26 protein-coding genes are annotated in these 24415 nt (G+C 71.2%); 7 read left to right on the top strand and 19 right to left on the bottom strand.

The features are described from left to right. Window positions 1-22: 22 nt before the first annotated feature. The gene (gene glpK, locus ACQY9S_RS15685) at window positions 23-1516 is read right to left on the bottom strand and encodes a glycerol kinase GlpK (RefSeq protein WP_428420847.1); all 1494 of its coding nucleotides are present in this window, start codon (window positions 1514-1516) and stop codon (window positions 23-25) included. Between the two features lie 49 nt (window positions 1517-1565). On the opposite strand from glpK, the gene glpD reads away from it, so the two are divergent. Further along, a complete protein-coding gene (gene glpD, locus ACQY9S_RS15680; protein WP_428420845.1) occupies window positions 1566-3140 on the top strand; it encodes a glycerol-3-phosphate dehydrogenase in 1575 nt (524 codons plus the stop codon). A gap of 10 nt (window positions 3141-3150) precedes the next feature. Here the strand turns inward: glpD and ACQY9S_RS15675 are convergent, their stop codons facing one another. The 4 genes from ACQY9S_RS15675 to ACQY9S_RS15660 all read right to left on the bottom strand — a co-directional run bounded on the left by ACQY9S_RS15675 (window position 3151) and on the right by ACQY9S_RS15660 (window position 5565). Further along, window positions 3151-3390, bottom strand: a complete 240-nt coding sequence (locus ACQY9S_RS15675) for a hypothetical protein (protein ID WP_428420843.1) — start codon at window positions 3388-3390, stop codon at window positions 3151-3153. A 93-nt stretch (window positions 3391-3483) separates the two neighbouring features. Beyond that, a complete protein-coding gene (locus ACQY9S_RS15670; RefSeq protein WP_428420842.1) occupies window positions 3484-3669 on the bottom strand; it encodes a CsbD family protein in 186 nt (61 codons plus the stop codon). A gap of 218 nt (window positions 3670-3887) precedes the next feature. Next, window positions 3888-4838, bottom strand: a complete 951-nt coding sequence (locus ACQY9S_RS15665; RefSeq protein ID WP_428420840.1) for a recombination-associated protein RdgC — start codon at window positions 4836-4838, stop codon at window positions 3888-3890. A gap of 136 nt (window positions 4839-4974) precedes the next feature. Beyond that, complete coding sequence (locus ACQY9S_RS15660; RefSeq protein WP_428420839.1) at window positions 4975-5565, bottom strand: IMPACT family protein; 591 nt, start codon at window positions 5563-5565, stop codon at window positions 4975-4977. A gap of 74 nt (window positions 5566-5639) precedes the next feature. Here ACQY9S_RS15660 and ACQY9S_RS15655 point away from each other — a divergent pair, with 74 nt between their 5' ends. After that, window positions 5640-6596 carry a rhodanese-like domain-containing protein gene (locus tag ACQY9S_RS15655; protein ID WP_428420838.1) on the top strand — a complete coding sequence of 319 codons (957 nt, stop codon included), beginning with the start codon at window positions 5640-5642 and terminating at the stop codon, window positions 6594-6596. Here ACQY9S_RS15655 and ACQY9S_RS15650 read toward each other — a convergent pair. Beyond that, a complete protein-coding gene (locus tag ACQY9S_RS15650; RefSeq protein ID WP_428420836.1) occupies window positions 6593-6811 on the bottom strand; it encodes a hypothetical protein in 219 nt (72 codons plus the stop codon). The genes ACQY9S_RS15655 and ACQY9S_RS15650 overlap by 4 nt on opposite strands. A gap of 130 nt (window positions 6812-6941) precedes the next feature. Here ACQY9S_RS15650 and ACQY9S_RS15645 point away from each other — a divergent pair, with 130 nt between their 5' ends. Then, entirely contained in the window at window positions 6942-7766 is an 825-nt protein-coding gene (locus ACQY9S_RS15645) for an AraC family ligand binding domain-containing protein (RefSeq protein WP_428420834.1), read from the top strand. A gap of 142 nt (window positions 7767-7908) precedes the next feature. On the opposite strand, the gene cyoE is transcribed toward ACQY9S_RS15645, so the two are convergent. The 8 genes from cyoE to ACQY9S_RS15605 all read right to left on the bottom strand — a co-directional run bounded on the left by cyoE (window position 7909) and on the right by ACQY9S_RS15605 (window position 14758). After that, on the bottom strand, window positions 7909-8721 hold the full coding sequence (gene cyoE / locus ACQY9S_RS15640; protein ID WP_428420832.1) for a heme o synthase: 813 nt from the start codon (window positions 8719-8721) through the stop codon (window positions 7909-7911). A 106-nt stretch (window positions 8722-8827) separates the two neighbouring features. Next, a complete protein-coding gene (locus ACQY9S_RS15635; protein ID WP_428420830.1) occupies window positions 8828-9145 on the bottom strand; it encodes a cytochrome C oxidase subunit IV family protein in 318 nt (105 codons plus the stop codon). Window positions 9146-9152: 7 nt separating this feature from the next. Next, complete coding sequence (locus ACQY9S_RS15630; protein ID WP_428420828.1) at window positions 9153-9854, bottom strand: heme-copper oxidase subunit III family protein; 702 nt, start codon at window positions 9852-9854, stop codon at window positions 9153-9155. Between the two features lie 26 nt (window positions 9855-9880). After that, entirely contained in the window at window positions 9881-10543 is a 663-nt protein-coding gene (locus tag ACQY9S_RS15625) for a cytochrome c oxidase subunit 3 (protein WP_428420827.1), read from the bottom strand. Continuing rightward, window positions 10540-12303 (bottom strand): cytochrome c oxidase subunit I, encoded by a 1764-nt coding sequence (locus tag ACQY9S_RS15620; RefSeq protein ID WP_428420826.1) that lies wholly within the window; start codon window positions 12301-12303, stop codon window positions 10540-10542. Before ACQY9S_RS15620 ends, ACQY9S_RS15625 begins: the two co-directional genes overlap by 4 nt. A gap of 26 nt (window positions 12304-12329) precedes the next feature. Next, window positions 12330-13460, bottom strand: a complete 1131-nt coding sequence (locus ACQY9S_RS15615; RefSeq protein ID WP_428420825.1) for a cytochrome c oxidase subunit II — start codon at window positions 13458-13460, stop codon at window positions 12330-12332. A 140-nt stretch (window positions 13461-13600) separates the two neighbouring features. Beyond that, entirely contained in the window at window positions 13601-14110 is a 510-nt protein-coding gene (locus ACQY9S_RS15610; RefSeq protein WP_428420823.1) for a hypothetical protein, read from the bottom strand. Window positions 14111-14161: 51 nt separating this feature from the next. Then, entirely contained in the window at window positions 14162-14758 is a 597-nt protein-coding gene (locus ACQY9S_RS15605) for a DUF1269 domain-containing protein (RefSeq protein WP_428420821.1), read from the bottom strand. Window positions 14759-14933: 175 nt separating this feature from the next. On the opposite strand from ACQY9S_RS15605, the gene ACQY9S_RS15600 reads away from it, so the two are divergent. The 3 genes from ACQY9S_RS15600 (at window position 14934) to ACQY9S_RS15590 (ending at window position 17184) form a co-directional block, all read left to right on the top strand. Further along, complete coding sequence (locus ACQY9S_RS15600) at window positions 14934-15902, top strand: DMT family transporter (protein WP_428425774.1); 969 nt, start codon at window positions 14934-14936, stop codon at window positions 15900-15902. A gap of 133 nt (window positions 15903-16035) precedes the next feature. Continuing rightward, the gene (locus ACQY9S_RS15595; RefSeq protein ID WP_428420819.1) at window positions 16036-16419 is read left to right on the top strand and encodes a thioredoxin family protein; all 384 of its coding nucleotides are present in this window, start codon (window positions 16036-16038) and stop codon (window positions 16417-16419) included. Window positions 16420-16452: 33 nt separating this feature from the next. Next, entirely contained in the window at window positions 16453-17184 is a 732-nt protein-coding gene (locus tag ACQY9S_RS15590; RefSeq protein ID WP_428420817.1) for a cytochrome c biogenesis CcdA family protein, read from the top strand. 140 nt (window positions 17185-17324) lie between these two features. On the opposite strand, the gene ACQY9S_RS15585 is transcribed toward ACQY9S_RS15590, so the two are convergent. After that, window positions 17325-18278, bottom strand: a complete 954-nt coding sequence (locus ACQY9S_RS15585; RefSeq protein WP_428420816.1) for an alpha/beta fold hydrolase — start codon at window positions 18276-18278, stop codon at window positions 17325-17327. Between the two features lie 134 nt (window positions 18279-18412). On the opposite strand from ACQY9S_RS15585, the gene ACQY9S_RS15580 reads away from it, so the two are divergent. Continuing rightward, complete coding sequence (locus tag ACQY9S_RS15580; RefSeq protein WP_428420814.1) at window positions 18413-19342, top strand: LysR family transcriptional regulator; 930 nt, start codon at window positions 18413-18415, stop codon at window positions 19340-19342. A 21-nt stretch (window positions 19343-19363) separates the two neighbouring features. On the opposite strand, the gene glcF is transcribed toward ACQY9S_RS15580, so the two are convergent. The 4 genes from glcF to ACQY9S_RS15560 all read right to left on the bottom strand — a co-directional run bounded on the left by glcF (window position 19364) and on the right by ACQY9S_RS15560 (window position 24204). Beyond that, on the bottom strand, window positions 19364-20656 hold the full coding sequence (gene glcF, locus ACQY9S_RS15575) for a glycolate oxidase subunit GlcF (RefSeq protein ID WP_428420813.1): 1293 nt from the start codon (window positions 20654-20656) through the stop codon (window positions 19364-19366). Window positions 20657-20671: 15 nt separating this feature from the next. Further along, a complete protein-coding gene (gene glcE, locus ACQY9S_RS15570) occupies window positions 20672-21802 on the bottom strand; it encodes a glycolate oxidase subunit GlcE (protein ID WP_428420811.1) in 1131 nt (376 codons plus the stop codon). A gap of 43 nt (window positions 21803-21845) precedes the next feature. Further along, the gene (locus ACQY9S_RS15565; protein WP_428420810.1) at window positions 21846-23360 is read right to left on the bottom strand and encodes an FAD-linked oxidase C-terminal domain-containing protein; all 1515 of its coding nucleotides are present in this window, start codon (window positions 23358-23360) and stop codon (window positions 21846-21848) included. A gap of 268 nt (window positions 23361-23628) precedes the next feature. After that, complete coding sequence (locus ACQY9S_RS15560) at window positions 23629-24204, bottom strand: hypothetical protein (RefSeq protein WP_428420809.1); 576 nt, start codon at window positions 24202-24204, stop codon at window positions 23629-23631. Window positions 24205-24415: the final 211 nt, after the last annotated feature.

Below are 24415 nucleotides of genomic sequence, written 5' to 3'. Positions count from 1 at the left end.
ATCAGCGCCGGCGCGGGCCGCATCACGCGGCGACGGCCTGCCGCACGGCGCGTTCCCAGCGCGACATCCGCTCTGCCGCACGCTCGCGCGGCAGCGTCGGCAGGAAGCGCCGTTCGACCTGCCATTGCGCGGCGAGCTCGTCCGGGCCCGCGTAGACGCTGCAGCCCAGCCCGGCCAGGTAGGCCGCGCCGAGCGCCGTGGTCTCGATCACCTGCGGGCGCACCACCGGAATGCCCAGCAGGTCGGCCTGGAACTGCATCAGCAGGTCGTTGACACAGGCGCCGCCGTCCACGCGCAGTTCGCTGACCGCCTGGCCGCCGGCGGCGATGGCATCGCGGCTCATCGCGTCGAGCAATGCCGCGCTCTGGAAGGCAATGCTCTCCAGCGCCGCGCGTGCGATGTGCGCCGCCGTGCTGCCGCGCGTCAGGCCGACGATCGCGCCCGTAGCTTGCGGCTGCCAATACGGAGCACCGAGGCCGGTGAAGGCCGGCACCACCACCACGCCGCCGGCGTCCGGCACGCTCTCGGCCAGCGCCTGCACCTCGCCGCTGCCGCGGATCGCGTGCAGCCCGTCGCGCAGCCACTGCACCACCGCGCCGCCGATGAACACGCTGCCCTCCAGCGCGTACTGGCGTTGCGGGCCCACCTGCGCCGCAGCGGTCGTGATCAGGCCGTGGGTCGAGGCCTGCCGCTGCGCGCCGGTGTGCATCAGCAGGAAGCAGCCGGTGCCGTAGGTGTTCTTCGCCAGCCCGGCGCGGAAACCGGCCTGGCCGAACAGCGCCGCCTGCTGGTCGCCGGCGATGCCGCACACCGGCACGGTGCGGCCCAGCAGCGCGGGCTCGCAGTCGCCGAAGTGCGAGGCCGAGGGCTGCACCGCCGGCAGCAGCGGGCGCGGGATGTCCAGCGCGGCCAGCAGCGCGTCGCTCCAGGCACCGCGGTCGATGTCGAACAGCATCGTGCGCGAGGCGTTGGTGGTGTCGGTGGCATGCACGCGCCCGCCGGTCAGCTGCCACAGCAGCCAGCTGTCGACGGTACCGAAGGCCAGCTCGCCGCGCTCGGCTTGCGCCCGCGCACCCGGCACGTGCTCGAGCAGCCAGGCGATCTTGCTGGCCGAGAAGTAGGGGTCGATCACCAGCCCGGTTGCGTCGCGCACCGCATCGGCCAGGCCCCGCTCGCGCCACCGTGCGCACAGCGGCTCGGTGCGGCGGTCCTGCCAGACGACGGCGTTGGCGATCGGGCGACCGCTGGCGCGCTCCCACAAGAGCGTGGTCTCGCGCTGGTTGGTGATGCCGATCGCCGCGATGTCCTGCGCACCCAGTCCGGCCTGCGCCAGCGCCTCGCGCGCGGTGGCGAGCTGCGTCTGCCAGATCTCCATCGGGTCGTGTTCCACCCAGCCCGGCCGCGGGTAGATCTGGCGGAACTCGCGCTGCGCCATCGCCCGGATGCGGCCGTCGCGGCCGAACACGATGCTGCGCGAGCTGGAGGTGCCCTGGTCGAGGGCGAGCAGGTAGGTCATCGTCGGGTCCGTGAATCGGTGTCACCCAGCCTAAGCGAAGCCCCGCAAAATGGCAGCAGTGGAACAACCCAGGCCCGCACCGCACGGTGAGCTGCTGCACTGCGACGTGCTGGTCGTCGGCGGTGGCATCAATGGCGCCGGCATCGCGCGCGATCTCGCCGGCCGCGGCTGGCGCGTCGTGCTGTGCGAGCGCGACGACCTGGCGGCGCACACCTCGTCGGCGTCCACCAAGTTGATCCACGGCGGCCTGCGCTACCTGGAGCATGGTGAGTTCGGGCTGGTGCGCAAGGCGTTGCAGGAGCGCGAGCGGCTGCTGCGCAGCGCGCCGCACATCATGGGACCGCTGTCCTTCGTGATGCCGCACGACGCCGCCATGCGCCCGGCCTGGATGGTGCGCGCCGGTCTCTTCCTGTACGACCACCTCGCGCGGCGCGACTGGCTGCCCGGCTCGCACGGCATCGACCTGCGCCGCCACCCTGCTGGTGTGCCGCTGCAGCCGCGCTGGACCCGCGGCTTCGTCTACAGCGACGGCTGGGTCGACGACGCGCGGCTGGTGGTGCTCGCCGCGGTCGGCGCCCGCGAGTGCGGTGCCACGGTGCTGACCCGCTGCGCCTGCACCCACGCGCAGCGCCACGACACCGGCTGGAGCGCCACGCTGCGTGGCGACGGCGTGGCGATCGAGGTGCAGGCCCGCGCGCTGGTCAACGCCGCCGGGCCGTGGGCCGCGAGCTTCCTGCGCGACGCGGCGAGATCGGCGCACGGCGAGTCGCTCGCGACCCGGCAGCTGCGGCTGGTGAAGGGCAGCCACATCGTCGTGCCGCGCCTGTTCGACCACGGGCACGCCTACCTGTTCCAGAACCCGGATCGCCGCATCATCTTCGCCCTGCCCTACGAGCGCGACTTCACGCTGATCGGCACCACCGATGTCGAGCTCCACGGCGAGCCCGGCGCAGCACACGCCGACGGCGTCGAGATCGCCTACCTGTGCGAGCAGGCCAGCCGCTACTTCGCGACGCCCGTCGTGCCGGCCGACGTGGTGTGGTCCTACGCCGGCGTGCGCCCGCTGCTGGACGATGCCGAAGGCGAGGCGAGCGCCGTGACCCGCGACTACCGGCTCGAAGCCCACACCGACGGTGCACCGCTGCTCACCGTGTGGGGCGGCAAGATCACCACCTTCCGCAAGCTCGCCGAAGAAGCCGCCGACGAGATCGGCCGCCTGCTCGGCGCGCGGCGCGCGGCCTGGACCGGATCCGCCGTGCTGCCGGGCGGCGACCTGTCGGCGTGGACCGGCAAGCCGGGCACCCCGGCGGAGGATTTCGCGCGCTTCGTGGCGGCGCTCGAAGGCCGCCACCCCTGGCTGCCGCGGCCGCTGGCGCAGCGGCTGGCCCGGGCTTATGGCACGCGCGCAGCGCTGTTGCTGGGGGCGGCCCGGGCCCTGGCCGACCTCGGCGCCGAGGTGGCGCCGGGTCTGCACGCGGCGGAGCTGCTGCACCTGCAGCGCGACGAGTGGGCCGTGACCGCCGAAGACGTGCTGTGGCGCCGCTCGAAGCTCGGGCTGCACTTCAGCGCGGCACAACGTGGCGCCGTTGCCGATTGGCTCGCGGCGCACGGCCCGGCGATGTGACGGCGCCGCTTCAGGCGGCCATCGGCGCCGGCACGCCCGGCGGTTCGCGAACGGGCGGTGGCAGGTCCGCCGGCGGCGGATCGGCGATCTCCGGCGGCACGACGTCCGGCCTCGGCGGCGCGGGCGGGGGCCGTTTCGGGGGCGTGGGCTGCGGGGCCGGCGGCGACGGCAGCTCGGCGCTGTGCCGTGCATCGCCATCCGGGCGCCAGCGCCGGTTCACGCGAAACGGTGTGAGAGCGTGCAAGTTCATGGCGTGACCACGGTGCAATGCGTGTGGGATGGAAAAGGCGAATGCCCACCGGCAAGCCGGCGGGCATTCGGGACAGGTCGACGCGGCCTTCGCTCAGGTCTTGTCGATCAGGTCCTTGGCCTTTTCCTTGGCGTCGCCGTAGCTCGCCTGGCTCTTGCCGGTCACCTGCTCGACACGGCCTTCAGTCGTGAGCTTGTCGTTGCCAACGGCCTTGCCGGTGATTTCCTTGACCTTGCCCTTGGCCTGTTCGATGCGGCCCTTCACTTGATCGGCGTTCATGGCGCTTCCTTCCATTCAGAGACAACCCGGTCTGCCACACCCCGCGGAATGCCCAGGTGCCCGACCGTTGAGCCGACTGTGCCCAGCGCGCACACCCGTGCCTGCCGGCGTGCGGCGCGTCGGCGTGTAGGACAGGGAGCACAGGGGCGCTCGCGTGCGCCCGAAGGGGCGTCGGCAGTGCGGCCGCCGTTGAGGTCAGCGCGCCACGCGAGCGCCGATCAGGCCGCTTTCAGCTCCGATTCGAGCTGGCCCGCCAGCGGCGGCGTGTCGCCGCTGCGCTGCTCGCCGCCGAGCGCCTCGACCAGGTCCGGGATCAGCTGCACCAGCTCGCCGGTCGCGATCGCGGCATCGGCATCGAAAGCCGCGTCCGCATCGGCGCGGCCGGGGTGGTTCTCGAACACCACGTCCAGGAAATCGAGCTTCTTGATCTGCCCGGTCTCGGTCAGCACGAAGGACACGCGGCCTTGCCAGGTCAGCGCCAGGCGGGTCGGCCGCTTGCCGGTGGTGATGTGCTGGCGCACTTCGTCGGTGTCGAGCCGGTGGCGGGCATAGCGCACCACCGACTTCAGCTCGTCGTCGGACTTCAGCTCGCACTCGCGGTCCACCGAGAAGGTCGCGGGCGCCTCGCCGCTCGCCAGCCATTCGGCCATGGCGGTGGCCGCGGCCTGCGCGGTCTGCAACGGTGCCACGCTCAGGCCGTCGAATGCCTTCACGAGGTGCATCACCACGTCGCTGGCGCGGGTCGCGCTGCCGGCGTCGACCATCAGCAGACGCCGCTGCGGGTCCAGCCACACCTTGAACGATGCGCGCTTCGTGAAGGCCATCGGCAGCAGCTCCAGCACCGCCTGCTCCTTGAGCTCCTTCGTCTGCTTCTTGCCGGGCTTGCGGCCGCTCGCGCGCTCGACCTGCTGTGCCAGCTCCTCGGTGCGGCGCTTCACCACCGCGCCCGGCAGGAGCTTGTGCTCGACCATCAGCGCCAGCAACAGCTGCGCGCCGACCGATTCGACCAGCGCGCCATGGGCGTGCCCGCGCGGCGGCACCCAGCCGGCCGACAGCGCCTGCGTGGCGCCGCACTCGGCGAAGCGCGCCTTCGCGAGGCCTTCCTCCATCGCGGCCACGGTGGCCGACCAATCAGGTCCGATGCGGTACACCGTCAGGTTCTTGAACAAGGCAATCCTCTTTCAGTCGTTGGGTCGGCGGCGGCCTCGGGCGGCGCGGCCAGGGAGGAGCGATTGTCCACGTGCGGCCTGGCGGGGGTGCGAGCGCGATGCGCCGGGCGGGGCCCGCTGCCCGCCTCGACCGTCGCTACACCGGCTCCATCCACGCCAGGCGGCCCTGGCCGCCATCGTCCAGGCGGGCTCGCAGCGCGCCGGCCGCGGCCTCGGGCAGGCTGAACTGCAGCTCCACATGCATGCCGTGGCTGACCTGCAGGCCACCGGCGCCGGCAGCGTCGAGCTCGCGGCGCAACCAGCCTTCGAGCGCGTAGGGCACGATGCAGCGCAGCGTCTGCAGGCGCTGCACGGGCTGCTTGGTGGCGCCCAGCAGCGCCTGGGCCACCGTGTCGGTGTAGGCACGCACCAGGCCGCCCGCGCCGAGCTTCACGCCGCCGAAATAGCGCACCGCGCTGGCCAGCACGCCCTCGAGGTCCTGGTGGCGCAGCACCTCGAGCATCGGCCGCCCGGCGGTGCCGCCGGGTTCGCCGTCGTCCACCGCGGCCGAATCGCCACCGGCCAGCAGCGCCCAGCACACGTGCGCCGCGCCCGGATGCTGCGCGCGCAGGGCCGCCACGCGAGCCAGCGCCGCGGGGCGGTCGGCCACCGGCTCCACACAGCCGATGAAGCGGCTCTTGCGGATCAGCAGTTCGCTGTGGACGGCGGTGACCAGGGTGCAGGGCATGGACGCGCAGCTTAGGGCAGGCTGGCGCGCGCTGTGCTCGAATGCTGCCCACGGTCCCGTCCGGAAGCTGTCCCTTGCAGTCACTCATCGCCCTCGTCGTCGAGCACGGCCTGCTCGTCGTGTTCGCCGCCACCTTCGCGGCGCGCGTCGGTGCCCCGGTACCGGCTGCGCCGCTGCTGGTCGTGGCCGGCGGCCTGTCGGTCGGCGGCATGCTGTCGCTGCCGGCGCTGCTGCTGGTGGCGATCGTTGCCAATGTGCTGGCTGATGGCCTGTGGTTCTACGCTGGGCGGCGCTATGGCCACCGCGTGCTCGGTCTGCTGTGCCGCATCTCGCTGTCACCCGACTCCTGCGTGCGGCAGAGCGAGGCGTTGATCCTGCGCTGGGGCGGCAGCTCGCTGGTGGCCGCCAAGTTCGTGCCCGGCGTGTCGGTGGTTGCCGCGCCGATGGCCGGCGCGGTGGGCATGTCGCTGCCGCGCTTCGTCGGCTACGACGCGCTCGGTGGCGCCGTATGGGCGGCCGTGTTCCTGGCGCTGGGCGTGGTCTTCAGCACCGAGATCCAGGAACTGCTCGAAGCGCTGGCCCGGGCCGGCGCCGCGGCCACCGGGCTGCTGCTGTTGCTCGTTGCCGGCTTCGTGGCCTGGCGTTACCTGCGGCGCCGGCGTTTTCGTCATGCGGCCGCCATGCCGCGCATCACCCAGGCCGAGCTGCATGCACTGATCGACGGCGGCGCGGCGCCGCTGATCATCGACGTGCGCTCCAGCGTCGCAGCGGGGCTCGACGTGCGCCACATCCCCGGCGCGTGGTTCGCGGAGTTGCGCGACATCGCCACCCATGCGCCGCGGTTGCCGCGCGACCGCGAAATCGTGCTTTATTGCAGCTGCCCGAACGAGGCTTCGGCCGCCGTCGCGGCGCAGGCGCTGCGGGCCGCCGGTCTGGTCCGCGTGCGCCCGCTGGCCGGCGGGCTCGACGGCTGGGCGGCGACGGGGCGTGCGGTGGCCGAAGGCCGACCGCTGCCGCTGGGCGACCGTTAGTTGGTCGGCGCTGGCGCCATCTGCTTGCAGACGTTGCCGCCGACGATGGTGAGTCGCAGGCTGCCGCCGTGCCACTCGAGCCAGTTCAGGGCCACGTAGTCGGCAATGACGCCGGCGTCGATCAGGTCGGCGCGTCGCTGCTTCAGGTGATCGACGGTCTGCCGCAGGCCATCGCGCAGCATCTCGCTGCGCGAATCGGGCCGGACCGTGGCCAACGGGGTGGAGCGCCGCTTGGGCGCCGGGGGGCGTTGAAGGGCGATACGGTTCTCCAGAAGAAGAATCCATGCACAGTAACAGCAGCGGGTCCGCGCCGCCAGGCATTTCTGCGCGTGCCATGATGCCGTGATGGACGGCGTTCCCCCGCACTTCGACCACCTGCTCGACGCCGCCGAATTCCGCCGCCCGGCGCATCGCGCGGGCATCGAGCTCTACCGCGCGCACATCGTGCGCCATGCCTTCGAGCCGCACACGCACGAGGCCTTCGGCCTCGGTGCGATCGAGTCCGGCGTCGAGCGCTTCCGCTACCGCGGCGCCGACCACCTGGCGCCGGCCGGCTCGCTGGTGCTGATGAACCCCGACGAGCTGCACACCGGCCGTGCCGAGACCGACGCTGGCTGGCGCTACCGCATGGTCTACCTCGACGCCGACGTGGTCGAGCGCGTGAGCGGTGAGCGCGGCTGGCATTTCGGCGATGCGGTCGGCTTCGATGCGCTGCGCGCGCGCCGCGTCGGCGCGCTGCTCGACCGCTTGTGGCAGGCCGACGAGCCGCTCGCCTTCGACAGCCTGCTGCACACGCTGCTGGCCGAGTTCCGTGCCCACGCGCGCGTGCCGCGCATGGCGCCGGCCGAAGGCGCACTGCGCTTCGCGCCGGTCGTCGACTACCTGCGCGCCCACCTCGAGCGCCGCCTCACGCTCGATGAGCTGGCCGCCGTCGCCGGCCTGAGCCCGTTCCACTTCCTGCGCCGCTTCAAGGCGCACTACCACGCAACGCCGCAGCAGATGCTGATGGCGTTGCGTCTGTTCGAGGCCAAGCGCCGGCTCGCTGCCGGCGAGCCTGCAGCGCAGGTCGCCACGGCCACCGGCCTCACCGACCAGGCCCACCTGACGCGCAGCTTCGCGCGCCGCTACGGCGTGACGCCGGCGCGCTACCAGCGGCAGGTGCGCGGATAGCGCGGCCGGCCGCCTGCAGGTACCGCGTGCTGCTGGCGAGGGCGCTCGCGCCAACGTTTGGCAGTCAGCGTTCCGGACAAGGACACCGAACACCGCAACCAGGCCTGGCCCGACCTTGAATCGGATGCGTTTGGATGCCGTATCAGCCGGCCTGCATCATCAGGTAGTGGTCGGCCAGCAGCAGCGCGAACAGGCCGAACAGGGTGCTGATCGAACAGCGGAAGGTGGGCAGGGCCCAGCGCTCGTCGCGCCGCAGCCGCCAGGCATGTGCCGCGAAGCGCGCGCCCAGCAGCACGGCACCGGCGAGGTAGAGCCCGCCACTGAGGCCGATCAGCCAGGGCAGCAGGCTCACGGCCCACAACGCGAGGGCGTAGGCCAGGATGCGCGAGGTCGTGAATGCGATGCCGTGGGTCACGGGCAGCATCGGGACCTGGGCGCGGGCGTACTCGTCGCGGCGATGGATGGCCAGCGCCCAGAAGTGCGGCGGCGTCCAGATGAAGATGATGAGGAACAGCGACAGCGCCGCCGGGTCGACCTGCCCGGTCACTGCCACCCAGCCGAGCAACGGGGGTGCCGCGCCGGCCGCGCCGCCGATCACGATGTTCTGCGGTGTGGCGCGCTTCAGGTAGAGGCTGTAGACGACCGCGTAGCCGAGCAAGGAGGCCAGCGTCAGGGCCGCGCACAGCGGGTTGGTGAAGGCGAGCAGCAGGGCCATGCCGGCGAGCCCCAGCAGGGCGGCGAAGGCGAGCACCTGGGCGCCGCGCAGCGCGCCGCGGGGCAGCGGTCGCCCGCGCGTGCGCGCCATCAGCGCGTCGATGCGGTGGTCGACCAGGTGGTTGAGCGCCGCCGCGGCGCCGGCCACCAGGCCGATGCCCAGCGGCGCGAACACCGCGATCCGCCACGGGACCGTGCCATGCGTCGACAGCAGCATGCCGACGACGACGGTGAACAGCATCAGCGCGACGACGCGGGGCTTGGTCAGCTCGACATAGTCGCGCCAGTGCAGGCGCAGCGTCGGCAGGGGCAGGGGTGCGTCGATGGTGCGGTCCTCGCGGCCAGGCTCAGCGGAAGAAAAGCAGCCGCGTGATGAAGGTGTAGTTGGCCTCGGACGCCATCAGCCCGACCAGCACCAGCAGCGCCAGCGGCGGCAGCAGGATGGCGCAGACGAGGGCCAGCCGCTCCCAGGCCATGTGCATGAAGACAGCGACGATCAGCCCGGCCTTCAACAGCATGAAGACGAGGATCAGGCCCCAGCGCAGCAGGCCGTGGAAATGGAAGTAGTCGACCGAGTAGGACAGCGCGCTGAGCACGAACAACAGGCCCCAGACCTTCAGGTAGAGGCCGATCGGATGCTGCTGGCCGGTCTTGCTTGCACTCATGTCGACCTCACCACAAGTAGAACAGCGCGAAGATGAACACCCACACCAGATCGACGAAGTGCCAGTACAGGCCGGCGATCTCGACGATCTGGTAGTTGCCGCTCTTCTCGTAGCGGCCGCGCAGCACGCGCGTGGCGACCACCAGCAGGTAGATCACGCCGGCGCTGACGTGCAGGCCGTGGAAGCCGGTGATCATGAAGAAGCTCGAGCCGAACTGCGCCGCGCCCATCGGGTTGCCCCAGGGCCGCACGCCTTCCTCGAGGATCAGCTTGCTCCATTCGAAGGCCTGCATGCCGACGAAGCAGGCGCCGAGCACGGCGGTCGCGAGCATCAATGCGGCCGCGGGCCGGCGCTCGCGGCGGTAGGCGAAGTTGACCGCCATCGCCATCGTGCCGCTGCTGCTGATCAGCACGAAGGTCATGATCGCGATCAGGATCATCGGCACGTCCACGCCGCCGATGCGCAGCGCGAACACCTGGCTCGGGTTGGGCCAGGCGACGGTGGTCGCCGTGCGCACCGTCATGTAGCTGGTGAGGAAGCAGCCGAAAATGAAGGTGTCGCTGAGCAGGAAGAACCACATCATCGCCTTGCCCCACGAGACCTGGAAGGCCTCGCGGTCGGACGACCAGTCGGCCACCAGGCCGCGCCAGCCGGCGACGCCGCCGAGGGCTGGCGGCGCTTCCTGGATGTGAGCCTGCAGCGTGGCCATGGGGGTCCTTCGGGGCGGGGTCGGTTTCAGGCCGTGCCGCAGAGGTAGCGCACCACGGCCGGCGTCAGCCAGCCGAGCGCGGCGAACAGCAGCAGCCACACCGCCAGCAGGAAATGCCAGTAGCGCGCGCACAGCGCGAGGCGCCAGGCCTCGTCGGGGGCCCCCCTCGAGGCGCTGCGCGCCGCCCAGGCCCAGCCGGCCAGGCCGCCCGCGACATGCAGGCCGTGCATCGCGGTCAGCAGGTAGAAGAAGCTCGCGGCCGGGTTGCCGGCGAGCGTGACCTGTATCGCCTGCAGCGCCTGCCAGGCCCAGAGCTGCGAGGCCAGAAAGGCCAGCGCCGCCGCGCCCCCCGCCAGGAACAAGCGGCGTGCCGGTGCCGTGCGGGCCCCGCGTGCCGCCGCCGCGGCAGCCTGCAGCGCCAGGCTGCCGGTCAGCAGCAAGCCGGTGCTGAGCCGCAGCTGCCAGGGCATTGCGATCGGGCTCCAGTCGGCGCCGTCCATGCGCATCACGTAGGCGGCGAGGAAGAGCGCGAACAGCGTGCTCGCCACCCCGATGAAGACCCACAGGCCGATGCCGGCGGCCGCGCCGGGCTGTCTGCGGCGGTGGCGGGCGGCGGGCACGGCGCCGCCATCGTTGCGGCGGTCGCCCGGGCCGGCCCGCAACAAGGCGGCGCTGCCGGACGGGTTCATGCGATCGCTCCCTGGTGCGGTCGCGAGGGCGCATCGGGCTCCATGCCGCCGGCCTGCGGCGGGGCGGTCTGCGCAATGAAATCCTGCGCTGCGCCCGGCACGCTGTAGGCGTAGGCCCAGCGGTACACGATCGGCAGCTGTGCGCCCCAGTTGCCGTGCACCGGCGGCGTGTCCGGCGTCTGCCATTCCAGCGAGGCGGCGCGCCACGGGTTGGCGTCGGCCCGGCGGCCGTGCCGCAGGCTCCACGCCAGGTTGAACACGAACACCAGTTGCATCGCGCCGACGACCAGCGCGACCACCGTGATGAAGGTGTTCAGCGCATGTGCCGAGGGCGGGATGAACTGGTAGCCCTCGAAGTGGTAGTAGCGCCGCGGCATGCCGAGCACGCCGAGGTAGTGCATCGGGAAGTAGATCAGGTAGGTGCCGAGGAAGGTGACCCAGAAGTGCAGCCGGCCGAGCCGGTCGTCGAGCATGCGGCCGGTGACCTTGGGATACCAGTGGTAGAGGCCGCCGAACACCACCAGCAGCGGTGCCACGCCCATCACCATGTGGAAGTGGGCGACGACGAAATAGGTGCCCGACAGCGGGATGTCGACACTGACGTTGCCGAGGAACAGGCCGGTCAGCCCGCCGGCGAGGAAGGTCAGGATGAAGGCCAGCGTGAACAGCATCGGCACCGTCAGGTGGATGTCGCCGCGCCACAGCGTCAGCACCCAGTTGTAGACCTTGATCGCGGTGGGCACCGCGATGATCAGCGTGCTGGTGGCGAAGAAGAAGCCGAACCACGGGTTCATGCCGCTGACGAACATGTGGTGCGCCCACACCACGAAGCTCAGGGCCCCGATGACGACGATCGCCCACACCATGGTGCGGTAGCCGAAGATCGCCTTGCGCGCGTGCACGCTGATCAGGTCGGAGACGATGCCGAAGGCCGGCAGCGCGACGATGTAGACCTCGGGGTGGCCGAAGAACCAGAACAGGTGCTGGAACAGCAGCGGGCTGCCGCCCTGGTAGGCCGTCGCCTGCCCCAGCGACACCAGCGCCGGCATGAAGAAGCTGGTGCCCAGGGTCTTGTCGAGCAGCATCATCACGCCGCTGACGAACAGCGCCGGGAAGGCCAGCAGCGCGAGGATGGTGGCGACGAAGATGCCCCACACCGTGAGCGGCATGCGCAGCAGCGTCATGCCCTCGCAGCGCGCCTGCAGCACCGTGGTGACGTAGTTCAGGCCGCCCATCGTGGTGGCGACGATGAAGATCACCAGCGACACCAGCATCAGGATGATGCCCCAGTCGTGGCCCGGCGTGCCGGGCAGGATGGCCTGCGGCGGGTAGAGCGTCCAGCCGGCGCCGGTGGGGCCGCCCGGCACGAAGAAGCTCGCGAGCAGCACCAGCACCGACAGCGCGTAGACCCACACGCTCAGCATGTTGAGGTAGGGGAAGACCATGTCGCGCGCGCCGACCATCAGCGGGATCAGGTAGTTGCCGAAGCCCCCCAGGAACAGCGCGGTGAGCAGGTAGATCACCATGATCATCCCGTGCATCGTGACGAACTGGTAATAGCGCTCGGCGGTGATGAACTCGAAGCGGCCGGGGAAGCCCAGCTGCAGCCGCATCAGGTTGGACAGCACGACGCCGAGCAGGCCCACCGCGATCGCGATGCAGGCGTACTGGACCGCGATCACCTTGTGGTCCTGGCTCCAGACGTACTTCGTCAGGAAGCTCTGGGGCGCGTGGTGGGTGCTGGCGTCGGCGTGGGTCATGGCAGGACTCGGTGTGGGGCGCGCCGTCACTGCTGTTGCGGCGGCGCTGGCGCGCCGTCGCCGCCGAGCGAGCGGATGTAGGCCACCAGCGCCTCCCGCTCGGCGTCGCTCAGTTCGATCTGCGGCATCACCGGCGCGAAACCCTTCGCGACGCGGGCCTTCGGGTCGCGGATCTCGGTGTTCAGGAAGGCCTCGTCGACCCGTGCGTTCGAGCCATCGGCGAAGGTCTCGGTCCGGCCGTAGAGGCCGCGCCAGGTCGGTCCGACGGCCGCGCTGCCGTCCACCGTGTGGCAGGCCACGCAGCCCTTGGAGCGCGACAGCGTCAGGCCCTGCGCCACCGGCGAGCCGCCCGGCGCAGCACCGGGCGGCGCCACCGACACCGCGAAGCTGGGCTGCGCTCGCAGCCAGGCCTGGAACGCGGCCTCGTCCTCGACGACCACGTAGCCGCGCATTTCCGGATGGCCCACGCCGCACAGCTGGGCGCACAGGGCCTCGAAGCGGCCGGCGGTGGTCGGCGTGAACCAGAACCAGGTGACCATGCCGGGCACCATGTTCATGCGGGCACGGAACGGCGGGACATAGAAATCGTGCAGCACGTCGAGCGAACGCAGCAGCAGCTTGACCGGCTTGCCGAGCGGGAGGTGCAACTCGTTGGCCCCGACGAGGAGGTCGTCCTGGGCTGCCGGATCGGCCGGATCGAGGCCGAACGGATTGGCGCTGCTGACGAAGCGCGCGTCGCTGCGGCCGAGCGTGCCGCCCGCGCCCGGGAAGCGGTAGCGCCACTGCCATTGCTGGCCCAGCACCTCGACCACCAGGGCATCGCGCGGCGGCTGCACGTACTCGGCATAGACCACCAGCCCGGGCGCCAGCAGCGCGACGATGCCGACCGTGGTGATGCCGATGAGCCAGCGCTCGAGCCGGTGGTTCTCGGGCTCGTAGGCGGCGCGCCGGCCGGGCCGGTGGCGGTGGCGTATCAGCGTGTAGGCGACGAACAGGTTGATCACGACGAAGAACGCGCCGGTGATCGCCAGCGTGATCGCCAGCGTGTTGTCCATCTGCTGCCAGTGCGAGGCCAGCGGGGTGAGCCACCAGGGGCTCGCCAGGTGGAACAGCACCGAGCCGACGACGATCACCAGCAGCGCGACCGCGACTGCCACGGACCACCCCCTTCCCGCCGGCGTCGCCGCCAGCCTCACGAAGCAAGGTCGATCAGGACTTCAGCGCGACCGGCACCGCTTCGTGACGGTGCCGGTCGCGGGGTGGCGCGCTGCCCGACGGCCCTGCGGGGCGTCCAGCGCTAGCGGCCCTCTCTGTGACGGTTCAGCTTCCAGTACAGCAGCGCTGCGACGACACCGAACACCAGGTGGGCCACCAGGGTCGGCCAGCCGCGCAGTTCGGCAAACCACGGAAAGATCTGCGCCATGGCGTAGAAGTCGAACAGGTACAGCGCCAGGCCGAACAGCGCGCCGATGAGTTGCATCGCGCCCACGTTCGATTCCCAGTGGAAGCCGACGATGATGAAGGCCAGCGCGAGGCCGAACGCGACCCCGAGCGCGTAATGCGTTGCGAGCGCCACGGCCACCACGCCGAGGTTGAACGCCGACGAGGCAAGCGCCTCCTCGGGGCCCATCAGGAGCGCGGCGACCAGGTGCGAGCTGCGCCAGGGGCTGTCGCCGGAGACGGTTGCCGACCAGAGCAGGTTCAGCACCATCAGGACCGCCCCCGCCGCCAGGCCCGCGACCGCGGCCGCGGGCCCGTCGGGCAGGCGGTGCGGCTCCCAGTGATGCGAGTGCAGGTGCAGGTCCATGGTCACCTCCGCGCAACAGGCGCCGCGACGTCGCTGCCGCCCGCGCCGGCCTCAGGGGAATGCCGGCACATCGGGCTCCACGCCTTCATAGTGCGCCTCGGGGTGCGTGGTCCGCAGCAGCGACTCGATCTCCTGCATGCGCGAGCGGGGCACGTCCACCATCAACAGGATCTGGCCCTGCTCGATGGCGCCCTCGAAGCGGCGCAGCCGTCCGCTCGGTGCGGCGATGCCGATCATGCTCGACGACCAGGCGCCGAGCAGACCACCCAGCACCGCGAGCACGGCCGCCATCGCCCACTGCGGCGAATCGATCGCGGCGCGCAGTTCCGAGCCGCTCCAGTTCGGCGACGAGAACACGGCGCGCAAGGCCGACAGGCCGGACTCCGTGTCGCCGACGATCGGGAAGAACACCGCCGCAATCACACCGGCGATGGCGCCTCCGACACCACCGATCACCAGACCGGCCTGCGCCGAGCGCAGCACGTCGGAGGTCTGCAGGAGGTTGGCGGCGTGCAGGCCGGACAGGTCGGCGTTCTCGCGGGCGACGAAGTGGATGTGTGCTTCGCCGATGCGCGCGAGCAACAGATCGTTCATCGTCCGTCTGGCGCTCGTCAGATCGGGCAACAGCCAATAGATGCGTCTGCGCATGACACCCTCCTTTGAATCACAACGGGATGTGACGATGGGGCGATCGATGAGCTACTTATACCCCTGCATGTTCTTGTGTCGCAAGCAGGGACAACGCGATGCAACGGCGTCGCGCGGCGCGCAGCGCAAGCCGGTACAAGACGGCCGTGCCGCGAGCGCCTACGCTCGCGGGATCATGTGGACTGGAACTCTCTTCGCCCTGGCGGCGGGCCTGATGTGGGGCCTGGTGTTCGTCGCGCCGACGCTGTTGGCCGACTACCCGGCAGCGCTGCTGTCGTTCGCGCGCTACCTCGCCTTCGGGCTGATCGCGCTGCCGCTCGCGTGGCTGGACCGCGCGCGCCTCGCGCAGTTCACGCGGGCCGACTGGCGCGAGGCGCTGCGCCTGTCGCTGATCGGCAACCTGCTGTACTACCTGTGCCTCGCGGCAGCGATCCAGCGCGCCGGTGGACCACTGCCGACGGTGATCATCGGCACGCTGCCGGTGGTGATCGCGATCACGTCGAACCTGCGCGACGGGGTGCGCGACGGCCGGCTGCCGTGGGCACGGCTCGCGCCTTCGCTGACGCTGATCGCCGCCGGCATTGCCTGCGTCAACCAGGTCGAGCTCGCGGCGCTGCGCGCCGATCCGCATGCCGACTTGGCGCGCTACGCGAGCGGCGTCGCGCTCGCACTGCTGGCGGTGGCCTGCTGGACCTGGTACCCGCTGCGCAACGCCGACTGGCTGCGCGCGCACGCCGACCGCAGCCCGCGCACCTGGGCCACCGCGCAGGGCGTGGCGACCCTGCCGCTCGCGGCCTTGGGCTTCACCGGCTTCTGGGTATGGAGCGCCTCGAGCGGCCGGGACTTCGCGATGCCCTTCGGCCCGACGCCCCAGCGTTTCGTGTTGCTGATGCTCGCGGTGGGCCTGTTCGCCTCGTGGCTGGGCACGCTGTGCTGGAACGAGGCCAGCCAGCGCCTGCCGACTGCATTGGTCGGCCAGCTGATCGTGTTCGAGACGCTCTCCGCCTTGACCTACGCCTACGCGCTGCGCGGCGAGGCGCCGGCTGCGGTCACGCTGATCGGCATCGCGTTGCTGGTGGCCGGCGTGATGTGGGCACTGCATGTGAAGCCCGAGCCGCTGGCGGCCGAGCAGCACGCGGCCTGAAGCAGGTCGTTCGCGGCGACGGCGCACGCTTGCGCCCGAGATGCGTAAGGAAACGGCAGTCCACGGCGACACAAGGGCAGTACCCGGTCGACGCGCCGCTGCGCGTTCGCTTTTCACTGCCCCAGGAGTTCCCATGTCCCTGTTCCGTCAACTCGTCGCGGCCTTTGCGGCCGTGGTGATGTCCCTCGCCGCATCTGCCGACACCCTGCCCTTCGAGCCGGCCGCGTTCGACCGTGCCGTCGCCGCTGGCGGACCGGTGGTCGTGCAGTTCCACGCCGACTGGTGCCCGACCTGCAAGGCCCAGGCACCGGTGGTCGCGGAACTGCTGAACGAGCCGAAGATGAAGGCCGTGAAGCTGTTCGTCGCCAACTTCGACACCGAGCGCGAACTGAAGAGGTCGCTCAAGGTCAACCAGCAAAGCACCTTCGTGGTGTTCAAGGGGGGCAAGGAAGTGACCCGCTCCACGGGCCAGACGCAGCGTGCCGCCATCGAGGCGGTGTTCGCCAAAGCGCTCTGACCCGCTCTCGACGAACAACGGATCGGGAAGGTCATGATGGATTTCGGACTGGGCAGCTACGGGCTCGGCTTCCTGGCGGGTGTGCTGTCCACGCTGTCGCCCTGTGTGCTGCCATTGATTCCGATCCTGCTGACGACGGCAGTCGCATCGCACCGTCTCGGCGCCCATGCGCTGGCGCTGGGGCTGATGCTGTCGTTCACCGGGATTGGCCTGTTCATCGCCACGCTCGGCGCGTCGCTCGGGCTCGATGCCGCCACCTTCCGCGCCGTGGCAGCGGTGCTGCTGATCGGCTTCGCGCTGGTGCTGCTGTCGACGAAGCTGCAGGCGCGCTTTGCCCGTGCGAGTTCCGGGCTCGGCGCGCTGGGTGACCAATGGCTCGATCGCTTGCACATCGACGGCCTGGGCGGGCAGTTCGTCGTCGGCCTGGTGCTCGGCATCATCTGGAGTCCCTGCGTCGGCCCGACGCTGGGAGTGGCCACCACACTGGCCTCGCAAGGCAGTCATCTGGGGCAGGTCGCGCTGCTGATGGCCCTGTTCGGCCTCGGCGCCGGCATGCCGCTGGTGCTGCTGGGCACGCTGTCGCGCAGCACCGTGCTGCGCGTGCGCGGCCGCATGATGGCGGCCGGCCAGAGCGGCAAGCTGCTGCTGGGGGGCGTGATGCTGCTGCTCGGCGCGGCCATCCTGACCGGCTGGGACAAGCAGTTCGAGGCGTGGGCGGTCAACGCGTCGCCGGCCTGGCTGACCGAGCTGACGACGCGCTTCTGAGCAAGGACCTATCGGTCCCGCCCGGCGCGACCGGTGCGGACGGGGTTGACGCCCGCGGCGCTCACAGCGTGCGCTTGCCTTCGAGGCTGTCCATGATGCGGCTCCTGAAGCGTGTGTCGACGGGTCCTTGGGGGCAGGGCTCAGTCGACGAAGGCCGTGATCGCCGGCATCACGGTCTGCGGCGCTTCTTCCATCAGCCAGTGGCCGGCGCCGGGGACGATCTGGCCGCGCACGTCGGTCGCGACGAGCTTCGCCTGCTCGATCAGGAAGCTGCCCGAGGCCTTCTCGCCGGTGAGCACCAGCACCGGCATCGTCAACTTGGTGTTCGAGAGGGCAGCGAAGTCGCTGGCATCCTGCTCGAAGCTCTTGAAGTACTCGAAGCCGGCGCGCATGCCGCCCGGCTGCGCATAGGCCTTGGCGTAGACGCGGCGATCGGCTTCTGGCACCGAGTGCTTCGGATCGGCGGCGAAGTCGTTCCAGAAGTGCTCGAAGTAGATGCGTTCGCGACCGGCCACCAGCGCCAGCGGCACCTCGCCGTGAAAGTGGAAGTGCCACAGGTCGCGCAGCAGCCACACGTCCTTCCAGGCGCCGATGCCGGGCAGGAAGGCGTCCATCAGCACCACGCGCTCGGTGGCCTGCGGGAACTGGGCCGCGTAGGCGTAGGCCACCATCAGCCCGATGTCGTGACCGACAACGATGGCGCGCTCGTGGCCGAGCGACTGCACCAGGGCGTGCACGTCCTGCGCCATCGTCTTCTTGTCATAGCCGGCGAGGGCCTTCTCGGACCCGCCGGCACCGCGCAGATCGGGAACGATGACGGTGTGGCGCTGCATCAGTTCGCGCATCAGCGGCAGCCACATGTGGCCGGTCTGCGCGTAGCCGTGCAGCAGCAGCACGGCGCTGCCCCGGCCGCCGATGCGGTAGTGGAGTCGCACGCCATTGACCTGCGCGCTGCGCTCGGCAACACCGCCGGGCAGGCCGGCCTGCGCCGTGAGCGGCAGACCGGTGGCCAGGGCGGCGCCGGCGCCCAGCGCCAGTCCCAGCAGCGTGCGGCGGTCGGGGGCGGTCGGGAAGGTGAGGGGTGACGGGTTCATGGTGGGCTCCGGTTCGGTGGGTGGGGTCGGCAACGCTTGTCTTGCCGATGGAGCGAATCTAGGATTCATCTTTCATGGCGAACAGAGCATGAAGATTCACAATTGATTCAGGATTGCTGAATCAAGGAGCGGCCATGGACCGTTTGCGCGCCTTCGAGGTGTTCGTCGCCGTGGTGGCGAAGCAGGGCTTCGCGCGGGCGGCCGAGGCGCTGGACACCTCGCCGGCGAACGTGACGCGCTACGTCGCGCAGCTCGAGGCCCACCTGGGAACGCGCCTGCTGAACCGCCACTCGCGCAAGCTGTCGCTGACCGAGAGCGGCGAGGCGCTGTTCGAGCGCGCCAAGTCCGTGCTCGACGACGTGGCCGAGGCCGAGGCGCTCGCGTCGACCGCCGCGATGCAGCCGCGCGGGCGCCTGCGCATCAACGCACCGCTGAGCTTCGGCATCCTGCACCTCGCGCCGCTGTGGCCGAAGTTCCGGCAGCGCCATCCGGAGGTCGATCTCGAGGTGGCGCTGATCGACCGCGTGGTCGACATCGTCGAGGAGGGCTACGACCTGGCGATCCGCATCTCGCGCACCGGCTCGACCGCGCACGCCGCGCGCAAGCTCGCCACCTCGCGCAACATCGTCTGTGCCTCGCCGGGCTACCTGCGCAAGCGCGGCCGGCCGCGGCTGCCGGTCGATCTGGCCGAACACGCCTGCGTCGGCTACACCTATGCCGCCACCGCCGACGAATGGCGCTTCACCGACGACCGCGGCGCGGCGCACGCGGTCAGAGTGAACTGCGTGATGCACACCAACAACGGCGACACCGCGCGCGCGGCGGCACTGGCCGGCATGGGGGTGATCTGGCAGCCGAGCTTCCTGATCGGCGAGGACCTGCGGGCCGGGCGGCTCGTGCCACTGCTGCCGGGCTACCGCATGGGCGACATCGACGTGCTGGCGCTCTACCCGAGCCGGCGTCACCTGAGCGCCAAGGTGCGCGTGATGATCGACTTCCTCGCCGAGGCCTTCGCCGGCGTGCCGCCGTGGGACCGCGACGACGGCTCGCGCACCCGGCGTTGACGGCCCGCGCCGGGCGAGGCTTCAGTCCAGCGCTTCGTCGAGCACCTCGACCCAGTGCTTCACCGGTGTGGCCGTGCCGCTCTGCAGGTGCTGGATGCAGCCGACGTTGGCCGACACGATGACCTGTGCACCCACCGGTGCCAGCGCCGCGAGCTTGCGGTCGCGCAGCTGGTAGGCGAGCTCGGGTTGCAGCACCGAGTAGGTGCCGGCCGAGCCGCAGCACAGGTGGCTGTCGGTCGGTGTCAGCGTGACGTCGAAGCCGAGCTCGCGCAGGCCCGCTTCGACGCCACCGCGCAACTGCTGGCCATGCTGCAGCGTGCAGGGGGGATGGAACGCCAAGCGTCCCATCCTCCCGGCGGGTGTGGATGACGCACTCCCTCCCCGCTCCCCCGCCGAGCGGGGGAGGGCCAGCCGCGGCTTGAGCCTGGGCACCAGGTCCGGCAGCAGTTCGCTCAGGTCCTTCGTCAGCGCCGAGATCTTCGTGGCGCGCTCGGCATAGGCCGGGTCGTGCTTCAGGTGGCGGGCGTACTCCTTGATGGTCACGCCGCAGCCGGAGGCGTTCATCACGATCGCCTCGACCTTGCCCTGTCCCGTCAGTCCTTCGACCAGCGGCCACCAGGCGTCGATGTTGCGGCGCATGTCGGCCAGGCCACCGTCGTGGTCACCGAGGTGGTCGCGGATCGCGCCGCAACAGCCGGCGTCGTCGGCGACCAGGGTCTGGAGGCCGGCGGCGTCGAGCACGCGCGCGGTGGCGCTGTTGATGTTCGGCGCCATCGCCGGCTGCACGCAGCCCAGCAGCAACAGCACCTTGCGCGGGTGGCTGCGCGTGGGCCAGCGGTGCGCGCTGGCGGGCGCCTTCGGCGGCAGCTTGGCCTTCAGCGCGGTCGGCACGAAGGGGCGAAACCACTGGCCGAGCTTCATCGCCGGCGCGAACAGCGGCGAGGTCAGGCCCTCCTTCAGTGCCGTGCGTGCGGCGCGCTCGCCGGCCGGGCGCTCGACCTTGGCGTCGACCACGCGGCGGCCGATGTCGACCAGCGCGCCGTACTGCACGCCCGACGGGCAGGTGGTCTCGCAGTTGCGGCAGGTCAGGCAGCGGTCCAGGTGCAGCTGCGTCTTGCGCGTCGGCTCGGTGCCCTCGAGCACCTGCTTGATCAGGTAGATGCGGCCGCGCGGGCCGTCGAGCTCGTCGCCCAGCAGCTGGTAGGTCGGGCAGGTGGCGGTGCAGAAGCCGCAGTGCACGCACTTGCGCAGGATTGCTTCGGCCTCGGCGCCGTCGGCGCTGCCCTGGTACTCGGGGGCAAGGGTGGTTTGCATCGTGCGGTGGTCAGCTCACAGATCGGGGTAGAGGCGGCCGCGGTTGAACACGCCGGCCGGGTCGAACTCGCGCTTGAGCTCGCGCTGGATGCGTGTCAGCGGCGCACTCAGCGGCGTGAACACGCCGGCCGCCTTGTCGCCGCCGCGGAACAGCGTGGCGTGGCCGCCGGCACGCTGGGCCGCTTCGCGGACCGTGGCCGCACTGGCGGCGGTGCACCACCAGCGCTGCGCGCCGCCCCATTCGATCAGTTGCTCGCCGGGCAGCGAGACCGGCGCGGCCGTCTGCGGCACCGACAGGCGCCACAGCGCCGCGCCGGTGTTCGACTCGACCGCGGTGCGCGCGTTCACGAAGAACTCGTCCTCGTGGTCGCGCAGGCCATCCCAGAACGGCGTCGCCATGCCGTCGTCGACGCCCTCGCCGCGGTGCTTGGTGAGCATCGTGTCGACGGCGGCGTGGACCGCGGCGCGCGCGCCGCGCAGCCGCAGCAGCAGCATGCCGGACCACCACGCGCTGGCGCTGACCGGCAGCGGCTGGCCGCCCCAGGCGTTGAGCTGCTCCAGCGCGGCGGCCTCGTCGAGCTCGAAGCGCAGCGTGGCGGTGGCCGGCTGCACCGGCAGCACCTTCAGCGAGACCTCCAGCACGACGCCCAGCACGCCCATCGAGCCGCACAGCAGGCGCGACACGTCGTAGCCGGCCACGTTCTTCATCACCTGGCCGCCGAAGCTCAGCACCTCGGCACGGCCGTTCAGCAGCGTGGCGCCGAGCACGTGGTCGCGTACCGCGCCGACGCTGGCGCGGCTCGGCCCGCTGAGCCCGGTCGCAAACAGGCCGCCCACCGTGCCCTTGGCGACCGATCCGATGCGAAAGCGCGGCGGCTCGAACGGCAGGCACTGCCCCTGCTCGGCGAGCGCCGCCTCCAGCTCGGCGATCGGCGTGCCGGCGCGCGCGCTCACCACCAGCTCGGTGGGTTCGTAGCTGGAGATGCCGGTGAGCCCGGCGGTGTGCAGCGCCTCGCCGTGGCGCGGGCCGCCGTAGAAGGCCTTGGAGCCGTGGCCGGCGATCTCGAGCGCGCTGCCGTCGGCCTGCGCGGCGCGCACGCGTTCCACCAGCGCGCGCAAGGCGGGGTCGTCGTCGGGAGGGGTCATCGTGGTGGCTCTTCTTCTCGAACGAAGTGAGGACAGGCCGGCGTCAGAACCGCGGCAGGTCGGGGAAGGGCAGCAGGCCCTTCTTCACGTGCATCTTTCCGTACTCGGCGCAGCGGTGCAGCGTCGGGATCACCTTGCCGGGGTTCAGCAGGCCGGCCGCGTCGAAGGCGCGCTTGAGGCCCAGCATCTGCTCGCGCTCGGCCGGCGTGAACTGCACGCACATCGAGCTGAGCTTCTCGATGCCCACGCCGTGTTCGCCGGTCACGGTGCCGCCGAGCATCACGCTCGTTTCCAGGATGTCGGCGCCGAACAGCTCGGCGCGGTGCAACTGGTCGGGGTCGTTGGCGTCGAACAGGATCAGCGGGTGCAGGTTGCCGTCGCCGGCGTGGAACACGTTGCAGCAGCGCAGGCCGTACTTCGTCTCCATCTCGGTGATGCGGGTCAGGATCTCGGCCAGCTTCTTGCGCGGGATGGTCGAGTCCATGCACATGTAGTCGGGGCTGATGCGCCCGCTGGCCGGGAAGGCGTTCATGCGCCCGCTCCAGAACTTCAGCCGCTCGGCCTCGCTGCGGCTGATGTCGAAGCGCGTCGCGCCGGCGCCCTCCATCACCGCCACCATGCGCGCGATCTCCTCCTCCACCTCCTCGGGCGTGCCGTCGCTCTCGCAGATCAGGATGGCATGCGCGTCGAGGTCGTAGCCGGCGTGCACGAAGTCCTCGACCGCGGCGGTCATCGGCTTGTCCATCATCTCCAACCCGGCCGGGATGATGCCGGCCGCGATCAGCGCGGCCACCGCGTTGCCGGCCTTGCGCACGTCGTCGAAGCTGGCCAGGATGGCGCGCGCCAGCAGCGGTTTGGGGACCAGCTTCACCGTGACCTCGAGCGTCACCGCGAGCATGCCCTCGGAGCCGATCACCGCCGACAGCAGGTCCAGGCCCGGCGCGTCGAGCGCCTCGCTGCCGAACTCGACCGGCTCGCCGGAGGCGGTGAAGCCGCGCACCCGCAGCACGTTGTGGATCGTCAGGCCGTATTTCAGGCAGTGCATGCCGCCGGAGTTCTCGGCCACGTTGCCGCCGATCGTGCAGGCGATCTTGCTGCTCGGATCGGGCGCGTAGTACAGGCCGTGCGGCGAGGCCGCCTCGCTGATGGCCGCGTTGCGCACGCCGGTCTGCACGACGGCGGTGCGGCTCGCCGGGTCGACCTTCAGGATCTGGTTGAACTTGGCCAGCGACAGCGTCACGCCCAGCTCGTGCGGCATCGCGCCGCCCGACAGGCCGGTGCCGGCGCCGCGCGCCACCACCGGCACCGCGAGGCGGTGGCAGGCCTTCAGTACCGCGGCGACCTGGGCTTCGGTTTCCGGCAGCGCGACGACCAGCGGCATCGCGCGGTAGGCGGTCAGGCCGTCGCATTCATAGGGGACGGTGTCCTCGCGCTGCCACAGCAGCGCGTGGGCCGGCAGCAGCGGCGCGAGCGCGGCCACCACCTCGGCCTGGCGTCGGCCGCGTTCTTCGCGGGACAGGGCGGCTGGCAGCGCGGTCGCGGCGAGGGGTGCGTTCATCGGTGTCTCCTGGCGAGGCTGCCGATCCCCACGGATGGCGACGACCGCACTCAACGCGTGAGCTTAAGCGCTGCTGACCCCACCGGCCATGCGCTCGGGTTCTGGCGGTCTTGACGCCGACGAGGGCCATGGGCACGTCGTGAGACGGGTGGCGCGTGCTGCCCCGACCCCCCCTCACCCCTGCCCTCACCCCCGTGGTCGGTGGAGAGGGAGCAATGCCCTTTGGCTCCCTCTCCCGCCCCGCGGGAGAGGGCCGGGGGTGAGGCCTTCAGTGCTCGACCAGCGTGCCCGGCGGTGGCGTGGCGCCGGGGCGCGGCGGGACCTTGGGGCCGGGCCGCTCCGGCGGGCGCGTTTCGGGAGGCCTGACCGACGGTGGCGGGCGCGGCCGCACCGGCCGGTGCCGGATCACCACCACCGGCGTCGGTGCATCGGCCTCGGCCCGGGCGCGGGCGGCCTCGCGTTCGGCATCGGCCTGGGCGAGCTTCGCGCGGGCGATGTCGACTTCCTTGTCGCGCTCGCGCTGCTGCTCGATCTGGCGCCCGATGCGTTCGCTGACCGCGGCCGATTCGCGCTGCGATGCGGCGCGTCGTGTTTCGGCCGCTGCCGGGTCTTCCGGTGTCGTGGCCCAACTGCGCTCGGTCTTCGCGCCCGGCTGCGGCCGGTCGGTGAAGATCACGCTGCCGTCGGGCAGGCGCTGCTGCACGATCTCGCGTGCAGCGGGCGGTGTCGCCGGCGCCGGTACGGAGGCGGCTGATGCCGGCGCCGCGGCCGGCACCGGCTGTGCATGGAGCGCCACCGGTGCTGCCAACACCAGCAGGCCAGCGAAGAGCGACAGGCTACGCATGGCCGTGAGACTACCGCGAAGCACGCCGGTTCCGCCACGGGCCACCCAAGCCGGCTGATACGGCACCGCATTCAAGCGCATCCGATGGCAGCTTGGGCCTGGGCTCATTGCGGTGTTCGGTGTCTTTGTCCGGAACGCTGACCGCCAAACGTTGGTATGAGACTCCCGTGGGGGGGGTGGCTGCGGCAGGGCCACAGCCAGGGGGATATCT

Origin of the sequence: Methylibium sp., from assembly GCF_965279545.1 — a bacterium.
GTDB lineage: Bacteria > Pseudomonadota > Gammaproteobacteria > Burkholderiales > Burkholderiaceae_C > Methylibium.
The sequence above is the reverse complement of the archived record's forward strand: the minus strand, read 5'-3'. Positions and strand labels throughout refer to the sequence as shown.